3 protein-coding genes are annotated in these 2,464 nt (G+C 68.2%); 2 read left to right on the forward strand and 1 reads right to left on the reverse strand.

All coding sequences use genetic code 11. The features are described 5' to 3' along the window. A partial coding sequence (locus ACFPZI_RS28880) for a helix-turn-helix domain-containing protein (protein ID WP_381369009.1) occupies positions 1–219 on the forward strand: 219 nt, incomplete at its 5' end. Continuing rightward, entirely contained in the window at positions 216–1,490 is a 1,275-nt protein-coding gene (locus tag ACFPZI_RS28885) for a hypothetical protein (protein ID WP_381369012.1), read from the forward strand. The genes ACFPZI_RS28880 and ACFPZI_RS28885, both read left to right, overlap by 4 nt. 161 nt (positions 1,491–1,651) lie before the next feature. On the opposite strand, the gene ACFPZI_RS28890 is transcribed toward ACFPZI_RS28885, so the two are convergent. Beyond that, on the reverse strand, positions 1,652–2,221 hold the full coding sequence (locus ACFPZI_RS28890; protein ID WP_381369015.1) for a TIGR03086 family metal-binding protein: 570 nt from the start codon (positions 2,219–2,221) through the stop codon (positions 1,652–1,654). Positions 2,222–2,464: the final 243 nt, after the last annotated feature.

Below are 2,464 nucleotides of genomic sequence, written 5' to 3' on the forward strand. Positions count from 1 at the left end.
ATGTCGGGCCTGTGGTCCGGCCGACCGAACACCGTCAAGCTCGACGAGCTGGACGTCATCTGCGCCGTGCTCGGCTGCGGCGTCGAGGAACTGCTCCTGCCCGAGCCGGAGCGGGTGCCGGAGCCGACGCCGGCGACCGACTCGCAGGCCGCCGCGGTGGGCCAGCCCCGTGCCATCGCCCCGCGTCCCCGCACCGGCAGGTCCCTGCCGCCTCGATGACCTGCGTGCACTGCGGCAAGCCGCTGCCCGAAGGCTCACGGCGAGACCGGGCCTACTGCGGCCACAACTGCCGGGCCCTGGCCTCCTACCACCGACGCAAGGCAGGCATCCCACCCCCGCCACGCTGGCAGCACCCCGCCCTGACCTCGAATAACCCCGCGCTGCGGTCGGCCGCGGCCCACGCCAAGCAGCTCGGCGAGACCAACGGATGGTCACCGTCACTTGTTTTGTGCGCGATGGACGGCCTGACGGCGGTGCTGGCCGCCCGCCCGCCCGGCACACTCGTGAAGCTCACCGAAGTCCGTGCGCGAATACCGCGACACGCTTCCAGTTTTCGGGTCGCCGAGGTCCTCACCGACCTGGAACTGCTGGAAGACGACGGCCCCTTGGCGATCCGCTCCTGGATCGACGACCGCACCGCCGAACTGCCCGCCGGGTTCGCCGGCGATGTCCGCACCTGGCTGCTGGTCCTGCTCGACGGCGACAGCCGTGCCAAGCCCCGTTCCCGCACCTGCCTCTACGTCTACTTCGGTTGCGTCCGCCCCCTGCTGGAGAACTGGGCGGCGACCCGTGGGCACCTGCGCGAGATCACCGTCGTCGACGTCACGGCCGCGCTGTCACCCCTGCGAGGATGGCAACGGCGCAACGCGATCGCCGCACTGCGCTCACTGTTTCGCTTCGCCAAGAAGCGCGGCCTGATCTTCGCCAACCCCACCACCCGCCTGAAGGCCGAGGACATCCCGCGCAACCTGCTGCCGATGACCGACGCCGAGGTCCTCGCCGTCCAGCGGATCGCCGCCACCCCGGCGCAACGGCTGATCGTTGCCCTGGCCGCCGTCCACGCTGCCCGCGCCACGGCCATTCGACGCCTCACCTTGGACGATCTCGACCTGCCCAACCATCGGATCACCATCGCCGGACACGCCCAACGGCTCGGCGAGCTGTCTCATCAGACCCTGCTGGCCTGGCTCGCCCAGCGTCGCATCACCTGGCCGAAGACTCCCAACCGGCACGTATTGATCAACGCGAAGACTGCCCTGGGAACCGGGCCTGTCAGCGCCGGATACCTCAAGCGGCACCTGCTGCACCAGGGCGTCTACCTCGAACGCATCCGCGGCGACCGGGTACTGCACGAGGCGCTGGCCGTCGGCGCCGACCCGCTGCACCTCGCCATGGTCTTCCATCTGTCCCACACCTCCGCGAGCCGCTATGCGGCCATCGCCCAGAGCCTGCTGGACAACCAGATCGAGCAGACCACCGGGAACGAATGAGTCCCCTGCCAATCAGGCGCTCGGAGGAGGTAGTTGCGGACCGTGCCGCCCGGCACGGTCCGCAACTACCTCCTCCGAGCGCCCACGGCCTGCTTTTCATCAATGTGCCGGAGAACATCAGCGGGCGTGACTTCGGGGCGGTCAGTTGCCCTCGATCGGTCTCACAGCTGCGGTGGGACCGGCCGGCCGAGAAACGCGGCAAGGCGATCGATGGCCGGAGCGGTCTCCTCGACGGGTTGCGGCTCGGCAAATCGTCCCGTTCGGTACTGGGCGGAGAGTTGGACCTGAGCGAACGCCAGGCTCTGCTCGGCAACGTCTGAGGGCAGCCGGGCAGGGATTCCGGTGGCCTGGGCGAGGTCCCATCCATGAGCCAGTAGATCGTACAGGCGGATCTGCAAACGCTCGGCGCCCGTGGCACTCCCCAAGGGTCCGCGATAACTCCGCTCGAGCACCCCAGGACCGGAGAAAGCGGCCAGCAGCGAAGCACTGGAGGACCGGTAGGCACCGACCGGGTCGTCACCGAGGCGGTCTACTCCGCGTTCGGGCATCGGGCCACCCTCGATCATGGCTGCGAACACCAGGTCCATGCCGACCAGGTGGGTGACCACCTCGCGCACGTTCCATTCCGTGCACGGCGTCGGCTCCTTCCATTGCTCGGGGCGGACCTCGGCGAGCAGGTCGCCGACGGATTCGGATGCACGTGCGAGATCTTCGACGGAAACGGTAGTCATCCGCGGAGACTACGGCGTCATCTGTCAGACTGCCCGCGGATTTTGCATCGGTGCGGAGAAGCCCTGACGAATCACCAAAATCAGCGACGCCGAGCCCACCGCACTTTCGAGCACACTTGCAGAAGACGCCGTGGGTTCCCGGTGAAAGTCCCTCAGTCACGTTGAACCCACGGCGGACGTGCCGGTAAGAACGCTGTCAGTGCGCCACGAGGCGCTGTTGTTTCGGACGGAGGTGGAAGACCA

Origin of the sequence: Streptomyces chlorus (assembly GCF_042655885.1) — a bacterium.
GTDB lineage: Bacteria > Actinomycetota > Actinomycetes > Streptomycetales > Streptomycetaceae > Streptomyces > Streptomyces chlorus.